Origin of the sequence: Microbacterium sp., assembly GCF_029263575.1 — a bacterium.
GTDB lineage: Bacteria > Actinomycetota > Actinomycetes > Actinomycetales > Microbacteriaceae > Microbacterium.
The window spans coordinates 1-7,756 of the sequence record NZ_JAJUFV010000139.1 but is presented as its reverse complement, the minus strand read 5'-3'; the positions used below and the strand labels follow the sequence as shown (position 1 = coordinate 7,756).

Genomic DNA, 7,756 nt, shown 5'->3' with positions numbered 1-7,756 from the left:
GAAGAAGACCGGCATGATCGGCGACCGCATGGACACCGACATCGTCGCCGGCATCGAGGCGGGCCTGCACACCGTGCTCGTTCTGACCGGCATCAGCGATCAGGCTGAGATCGAGAAGTATCCGTTCCGCCCCAGCGAGATTGTCGACTCGGTCGCTGACCTGCTTCCCGAGCCGACCGCCGGCTGAGCATGGGCGTTCTCGACGAGGGCGAGCGCATCGAGCGGGCGGATGCCGCGGCCTGGCGCACCTGGCTTGAGAAGAACCACGCCGAATCCACCGGCGTATGGTTGCTGAATGTGCGCGGCGCATCCGCGACGATGCTCTACGACGACGCCGTTCGACAGGCGCTGTGCTTCGGCTGGATCGACGGGCCGACCCGCACCTTCCCCGAGGGCAACGGTCAGTGGTTCTCACCGCGACGACCGTCGAGCGGGTGGGCGGCGACCAACAAGGCGCGCATCGCGTCGCTCGAGGCGGACGGGCTGCTCGCTCCGGCTGGCATCCGCGCGATCGAGATCGCCAAGGCGAATGGCACGTGGGAGATGCTCGACGGCCCCGAAGCAGGCATCGAGCCCGCCGAACTCACCGCCGCACTGGATGCCGCGCCCGTCGCCCGCGCCAACTGGGATGCCTTCCCGAAGTCAGCGAAGAAGGTCGGCCTCACCCACATCGCCACGGCGAAGCGACCTGAGACCACGGCGGCGCGCATCGCGAAGATCGTGGCTGACGCCGCCGAAGGGAGAAGGCCATGAGCGAGCGCGACATCTGGTTCCTCGTGACGATCCTGATCGGACTGTCGACGCTCACGCTGTTCGTCGTGCAGTTCGTCCGTTCTCGCCGACGTGGCGACGACGACGGCCGCTCGGGCAACTGGTGGGAAGGCCCCTGGGACGACGACCGACGCTGACCCGCGATTCGAACGGCGGCGGCTTACCCCCGGTGCTCGCGGTAGTAGGCCAGCAGCGCCTGGGTCGAGGCATCCTGCGCCTCAATAGCCGCGGCATCGCCCTCGATCGCCGGCGCGATCTGCAGGGCGAGCTGCTTGCCGAGCTCGACGCCCCACTGGTCGAAGGAGTTGATGCCCCAGATCACACCCTGGGTGAACGTGATGTGCTCATAGAGCGCGATCAGCTCGCCGAGCACCCGCGGGGTGAGCGCGGGTGCGAAGATCGACGTCGTCGGGCGGTTGCCGCTGAAGGTGCGTGCGGCGACGAGAGCTCCGGTCGTCCCCTCGGCCTCGACCTCCTCGGCGGTCTTGCCGAAGGCGAGCGCCTTGGTCTGCGCGAGGAAGTTCGCCAGGAACAGTCCGTGCACGTCGCGCCCGTCGTCCGTCAGCGGATACGCCGGGTTGACGAAAGCGATGAAGTCGGCCGGGATCAGGCGGGTACCCTGGTGGATCAGCTGATAGAACGCGTGCTGGCCGTTCGTGCCCGGCTCGCCCCAGAAGATCTCGCCCGTGTCCGTCGTGACAGGCGAGCCGTCCCAGCGCACCGACTTGCCGTTGGACTCCATCGTCAGCTGCTGCAGATACGCCGCGAAGCGGCTGAGCTGCTGGGCATAGGGAAGCACGGCGTGCGACTGTGCGCCGAGGAAGTTCGTGTACCAGACGTTGAGCAGCCCCATCAGGACGGGAACGTTGCGATCGAGCGGAGCGGATGCCACGTGCTCGTCTACCGCGTGAAAACCGCCGAGCAGCTCGCTGAACGCCTCCGGTCCCACCTCGATCATCACCGACAGCCCGATGGCGGAGTCGACCGAGTAACGACCGCCGACCCAATCCCAGAAGCCGAACGCGTTGTCGGTGTCGATGCCGAAGTCGGCCACCTTGTCGAGCGCAGTCGACACAGCCGCGAAGTGATGGGCCACGGCATCCGTCTTGGCTTGTGCGGTGTCTTCGATCGCACCGGCGGCGACGAGACCCGACCACAGCCAGTCACGGGCGAGACGGGCGTTGGTGAGCGTCTCGAGCGTCGTGAAGGTCTTGGATGCCACGATGAACAGCGTGGTCTCGGGGTCGAGGTCCTTCGTCTTCTCAGCGATATCGAAAGGGTCGATGTTCGACACGAAGCGCGCCTGGATTCCGGCGGTGGCGTAGGGCTCGAGGGCCGCCGAGATCATGACCGGCCCGAGGTCGCTGCCGCCGATGCCGATGTTCACGACGTGCGTGACCTTCTTGCCGGTCACGCCCTGCCACTGGCCCGAGCGCACCCGCTCGGCGAAGGCGGTCATGGCGGTGAGCACCTCGTGCACATCGTGGTCGATGTCTTGCCCGTCGACGGTGAGTGCCGACTGTGCACCAGCGGGGCGGCGGAGGGCCGTGTGCAGCACGGCGCGATCCTCGGTCGTGTTGATGTGCTCACCGCGCTGCATGGCGGCGAAGCGCTCGGCCACGCCGGTCTGCTCGGCCAGCTTCACCAGCGACGCCAGGATGCCGTCATCGATCAGGTTCTTCGACAGGTCGACGCGCAGGTCAGCGAGATCGAAGCTCAGCCGCTCGACACGACCGGGGTCGCTGTCGAACCAGCCGCGCAGGTCGGGGGTGAAGCCGCTCTTGTGCGCGGTGAGTTCGGCCCAGGCGGAAGTCGTGGTGGCGTCGATGGGAGTGGTCACGATGTCAAAACTACCCTCTCGGCATCGATCACGCGCTGGCGTATTACGACGGCCGCGTTCAGCGCAGCACGAGCGCAGCCGCACCGATCAGCGGGCCCTCGTCCCCCAGACCCGAACGCACGACGCGCGCCCGGCGTGAGTAGTCGTGGGCCGCGCTGTCCGTGAGCGCCTGCTGCACCAGGTCGATGTAGTCGTCCGAGACGCGGGAGAAACCGCCGCCGATCGCGATCAGGTCGAGGTCGACAAGGGTCGCGGCATCCGCCAGCGCCTGGCCCACCTCACGTGCGGAACGCTCGATGGCAGCGCGCGCGATACGGTCACCGGATGCGGCATCGCGGGCGAGGTCTTCGCCGGTCGACCCCGTCCAACCCTGCTCCTGCGCCCACGCAGCGCTGGCTGGCCCCGAGGCGATCTGCTCCAGTGTCAGCCCGCTCTCCCGGCGCACCTGGCCGAGGTGGCCGGCGTTTCCCGACGCTCCGGCGATGTACTGCCCCCCGACGACGAAGCCGCCGCCCACCCCGGTGGAGACGACGATCGACAGGGACGACTTCGCCTCTCGGGTGGAGCCGAGCCATGCTTCGGCGAGCGCGAGCGCTCCGCCGTCGTGCCCGAAGACCGTTCGCACGTCGTGGTCGAGAATGTCGGATGCCGCGCGGCGCACCGCATCCGCCAATGCGTATCCGAGCGCCTCGGGCATGTTGACCGGGAAGATGCAGCCGGAGTCACGCTCGATCGGTCCGGCGCTGCCGATGCCGGCGCCGACGAGCTCAGCCCCTTCTGGCAGGCGCGACAGGGCATGCTCGACGACCTGCTGCACGGCGGCATCGAGGGACGCGGCGGTTGCGTTGCGCCCCGTCGCGCTGCGAGATCGGCTGCCGTCGACCAGCACACCGTCGTCCGTGACGAGGGCTGTCTCCATCTTCGTGCCGCCGACATCGACGGCGAGAGCATAGCGGGTCACTGTGCGTCGAGTCCGAGGTCGTCGAGGTCGAAGGCTGCGAGCCACTGCAGGCCTTCGGCTTCGATGGCGGCCTGTGCACCGGTTTTGCGATCGACGATCACGGCGACGGCGACGACCTCGGCTCCCTCGCGGCGAAGAACCTCGACCGCTTTCAACGCGGACTGGCCGGTGGTCGACGTGTCTTCGAGCACGACCACGCGCTTGCCAGCGACATCAGCGCCTTCGATCTGGCGACCACGGCCGTGGTCCTTCGGCTCTTTGCGCACGACGAAGGCGTCGACCGGGCGACCGGCCTCGACCGAGGCGTGCAGCACCGCATTGGCGATGGGGTCGGCGCCGAGTGTCAATCCGCCCACCGCCACGGCGTCCAGGCCGTCGACGAGGTCGAGCATGACGCGCCCGATCGCGGGGGCTGCGCGGTGGTCGAGGGTCAGCTTGCGCATATCGACGTAGTACGTCGCCTTCTTACCGCTGGACAGCGTGAAATCACCGTGGAACACCGCCTCGTCTTCTATGAGGGCGAGCAGGGATCGGCGGTCTGCGTCGAGAGTCACGGCAACCAGTGTATTGCGCCGTCGCCGTGCATAACTCCGCAAAACTGGGTGCGATCGGGCTGTTCGCACCCCGCCCTCGACGAATCACCGTGTTCTTTGCTGAGTTATGCATGTCATCCGTTGTCGCTATCGTGGCCGGAGACGTCACTCGAAGGAGGCCACATGCTCTCGTACGATCCCTACGCCGAACTCGCGACGCTGCGTGACTTCGCACCGCTCGAGCTCACCAGCCCCGACTTCACAGCGGGTGCGGCGCTGCCGCTGTTCGCCTGGTCGTCCGACCGCGGCGGTGAAGATCGCTCGCCCGCACTGCAGTGGTCGCCCGGCCCCGCCGGCACGAAGAGCTATGCCGTGTCATGCTTCGACCCGGATGCTCCGACCGGATCGGGCTTCTGGCATTGGGCCGCATACAATCTGCCCGCCGACACCACGGTGCTCGCCTCCGGCACCGGTACGGCGGCCTCTCTGCCCCAGGGCACCGTCGTGCTCCCGAACGAGGCACGACTGGAGAAGTTCATCGGAGCCGCCCCGCCCGAGGGCACGGGGGTGCACCGCTACTTCTTCGTCGTGGACGCCCTCGATGTGGAGAGCCTCGACCTCGATGCCGGCGCGACGCCCGCCGTACTCGGCTTCAATCGCCACTTCCACTCCTTGGCGCGCGGCGTACTGGTCGGCACAGCTGACCCTGCGACGCGCTCAGGGACCGCCGAGCGTTAGCAGAACGGCTGACGTCCCCGACCACCCGTAGGCTTGAGCCATGCGCCTGGCCACCTGGAATGTCAACTCCATCCGCACTCGCGTCACTCGCACGGTCGACTTCGCCGTGCGGGAAGACATCGACGTGCTCGCGATGCAAGAGGTCAAGTGCAAGCCGGAGCAGTTTCCGTACGAGCCCTTTGAAGAGGCCGGCTACCACGTCGAGGTGCACGGGCTGAATCAGTGGAACGGCGTCGCCATCGCCAGTCGCCTACCCGTCACCGATGTCGAGACGGCGTTCACCGGTATGCCGGGGTTCGCGAAGGACGCTTCGACAGGCTCAGCGACCCACGGCCCGGATGCTCCGCTCGAGGCCCGCGCTCTGGGCGCCACGATCGACGGCGTGAAGATCTGGAGTCTGTACGTACCCAATGGCCGTTCGCTCCACGACCCGCACCTTCAGTACAAACTGCACTGGCTTGAAGCCTTGCGCCAGCACGCGGCGGGTGAGCTGCAGAAGAACCCCGAGCTGCCTCTCGCCCTGGTCGGCGACTTCAATATCATCCCCTTCGACCACGACAACGGTGACCCCGACATCGTCGAGGGCCGCTCGACACACGTCTCACCCGAAGAGCGCGCGGCTTTCTTCGCCTTGGGCAACGCGGGCCTCACCGATGTCGTTCGCCCGCTGATCCCCGAGGGCTTCACGTACTGGGACTATCAGCGGCTGAAGTTCCCTCGCAACGAGGGCATCCGCATCGACTTCGTGCTCGGTTCGAAAGCTCTGGCCGATGCGGTCAGCGGCGCCGCCATTCACCGCGATGAGCGCAAGGGCGTCCAGCCCAGCGACCATGTGCCGGTGGTCGTCGATCTCGCACTGGGGGCAGACGACGACGATGACGATCTGCCGATGATCTTTTCCTAACGCTTCCACCGGCCCAGCGAGCGAGGCACGGCCGACGAGCGAAATCCACCGCAGGACGGATGCCACGGCATCCGCTCCCCCGTAACGTGGGGGCATGTCCACATCCCGTCGCGCGCTGACGGCGCGCCAACGACAAGCCGATGTGCTGCTGGCGGTGGTCGTCTTCGTCGCCGGCGTCATCAGCGCGGCGCTCTCGGCGATCTCTGAGATCTACGGGGATGAGCAGGCGCCGCTGTGGCAGGCGCTGATCTATCTGGCCGTCGTCGCCATCCCGCTGGCCTGGCGCCGAGTCTGGCCCGCACACGTCGCCATCATCGTCTCCATCGCGTACTTCATCGCGGTCACGCTGCGCATTCCGGAGCTGTATGCGGGCAATATCGCCATGTTCATCGCGCTGTACACAGTCGGCGCCTGGATGCACGACCGTCGCGCGGCGATGCTCACGCGCGTGGGAATCATCATCGCCATGTTCGTCTGGCTGTTCATCACGATGTACCGCGACGCCATCGACACTGCCAATGATGCAGAGATCATCGCGGGGGCGATGTCTCCGTACCTCGCGTTCATGATGCTGCAGCTGCTCCTGAACGCGCTCTACTTCGGCGGCGCCTACTACTTCGGCGAACGCACCTGGAAAGCGACGCTGCAACGGCATGCTCTCGAACAGCGCACCGCAGACCTCGAGCGTGAACGCGAGGTGACGGCTGCTCAGGCCGTCGCGCTCGATCGGGTGCGCATCGCCCGCGAGTTGCACGACGTGGTCGCCCACCACGTCTCGGTGATGGGCGTGCAGGCCGGCGCCGCCCGCATGGTGATCGGTCAGGATCCCGACAGGTCGGCACAGATCCTCACCGGCATCGAAGAGTCCGCCCGCACCGCGATCAGCGAGCTGCGCCATCTGCTGGAGACGCTGCGGTCGTCGGACGCTGACGTCGACGACTCCTCCACGCTCGGCCTCGCCGACATCCCCCAGCTGGTCGCGTCGGCGAATGACGCGGGTATGCCGACCGAGTTCACCGTCGTCGGCGATGAGCATCCTGTGCCGTCTGTTGTGCAGGTGAATCTGTACCGCATCGCGCAGGAGTCGCTCACGAACGCTCGCCGTCACGCTGGTGCCGATGCCGTCGCTGATGTGCGCTTGCGCTACACCCACGAGAACATCGAACTGGAAGTCGTGAACACGGGCCGTCCTGTGCTCGCGCCGCGAAGCGGCATGGGCCAGCTGGGCATGCGTGAGCGCACACTCGCCTCCGGCGGCACGATCGAATCTGCGCCCCGTGAGCGTGGGGGCTGGCGGGTACGCGTGCAGGTTCCGCTGTCTGAAACCGCCGAGCTGACAGGAACAGTTGCATGAGCGATCCGATCCGCGTCCTCCTCGTCGACGACCACGCGATGCTGCGCGCCGGGTTTCGCACGATCCTCGACCTGCAGCCCGACATCACCGTCGTCGGAGAGGCGTCGACGGGCGCAGAGGCCGTGGCCGCGGCATCCGCTCTGCAACCCGATGTCATCAGCATGGACGTGCAGATGCCCGATATGGACGGCATCGAGGCGACCCGCCGCATCGTCGCCGACCCCGCGGTGCACGCCGCGATCGCGATCGTGACGACCTTCGACCGCGACGACTATCTCTTCGATGCGTTGGATGCCGGTGCCAGCGGATTCCTGCTCAAGAACAGCGGACCCGAGGATCTCGTCGCGGCCGTGCGCGTGCTGGCCGCAGGCGACGGGATGCTGGCGCCCGAGGTGACCCGCCGCGTCGTGCGACGCTATGCCACTGCCGCTGACGGCGCGGGTCGCGCCGAGGCATCCGTTCCTGCACTGACGCTGGCCGAGCCATTCACCGATCGCGAGGCCGAGGTGCTCGCGCTCATGACCGAGGCGATGAGCAACGCTGAGATCGCCGCCCGGCTGTACATCGGCGAGGCGACCGTGAAGACGCATGTCTCACGGATCCTGCAGAAGCTCGGCGCGCGCGACCGCGTGCAGGCGATCGTGCTCGCGCTGCG

10 protein-coding genes are annotated in these 7,756 nt (G+C 67.3%); 7 read left to right on the top strand and 3 right to left on the bottom strand.

Going from position 1 to position 7,756, the window contains the following annotated elements:
* The 3 genes from Q1J95_RS12620 to Q1J95_RS12610 all read left to right on the top strand — a co-directional run.
* Positions 1–187 (top strand): HAD hydrolase-like protein (locus Q1J95_RS12620; protein WP_300268077.1); only part of this gene is annotated, 187 nt, incomplete at its 5' end.
* A 2-nt stretch (positions 188–189) separates the two neighbouring features.
* On the top strand, positions 190–753 hold the full coding sequence (locus Q1J95_RS12615) for a YdeI family protein (RefSeq protein ID WP_300268075.1): 564 nt from the start codon (positions 190–192) through the stop codon (positions 751–753).
* Positions 750–908 carry a hypothetical protein gene (locus Q1J95_RS12610; protein ID WP_300268073.1) on the top strand — a complete coding sequence of 53 codons (159 nt, stop codon included), beginning with the start codon at positions 750–752 and terminating at the stop codon, positions 906–908. The genes Q1J95_RS12615 and Q1J95_RS12610 overlap by 4 nt, the downstream gene beginning before the upstream one ends.
* 23 nt (positions 909–931) lie before the next feature.
* On the opposite strand, the gene pgi is transcribed toward Q1J95_RS12610, so the two are convergent.
* Genes pgi through pyrE form a run of 3 tightly spaced genes read right to left on the bottom strand, consistent with a single transcriptional unit; the run spans position 932 to position 4,126 of the window.
* Positions 932–2,614, bottom strand: coding sequence for a glucose-6-phosphate isomerase (gene pgi, locus Q1J95_RS12605; RefSeq protein WP_300268080.1), 1,683 nt, complete (start codon positions 2,612–2,614; stop codon positions 932–934).
* 55 nt (positions 2,615–2,669) lie between these two features.
* Positions 2,670–3,572, bottom strand: a complete 903-nt coding sequence (locus Q1J95_RS12600) for an ROK family protein (RefSeq protein WP_300268071.1) — start codon at positions 3,570–3,572, stop codon at positions 2,670–2,672.
* Positions 3,569–4,126 carry an orotate phosphoribosyltransferase gene (pyrE, locus tag Q1J95_RS12595; RefSeq protein ID WP_300268069.1) on the bottom strand — a complete coding sequence of 186 codons (558 nt, stop codon included), beginning with the start codon at positions 4,124–4,126 and terminating at the stop codon, positions 3,569–3,571. The genes Q1J95_RS12600 and pyrE overlap by 4 nt, the downstream gene beginning before the upstream one ends.
* Before the next feature lie 162 nt (positions 4,127–4,288).
* On the opposite strand from pyrE, the gene Q1J95_RS12590 reads away from it, so the two are divergent.
* From Q1J95_RS12590 to Q1J95_RS12575, 4 genes are all read left to right on the top strand, one after another.
* Positions 4,289–4,843, top strand: a complete 555-nt coding sequence (locus Q1J95_RS12590; protein WP_300268066.1) for a YbhB/YbcL family Raf kinase inhibitor-like protein — start codon at positions 4,289–4,291, stop codon at positions 4,841–4,843.
* A 40-nt stretch (positions 4,844–4,883) separates the two neighbouring features.
* Complete coding sequence (locus tag Q1J95_RS12585; RefSeq protein WP_300268063.1) at positions 4,884–5,747, top strand: exodeoxyribonuclease III; 864 nt, start codon at positions 4,884–4,886, stop codon at positions 5,745–5,747.
* Positions 5,748–5,841: 94 nt separating this feature from the next.
* Complete coding sequence (locus Q1J95_RS12580; protein WP_300268062.1) at positions 5,842–7,101, top strand: sensor histidine kinase; 1,260 nt, start codon at positions 5,842–5,844, stop codon at positions 7,099–7,101.
* Positions 7,098–7,756: response regulator transcription factor (locus Q1J95_RS12575; protein WP_300268060.1), on the top strand; the 659-nt coding region annotated here is incomplete at its 3' end. The genes Q1J95_RS12580 and Q1J95_RS12575, both read left to right, overlap by 4 nt.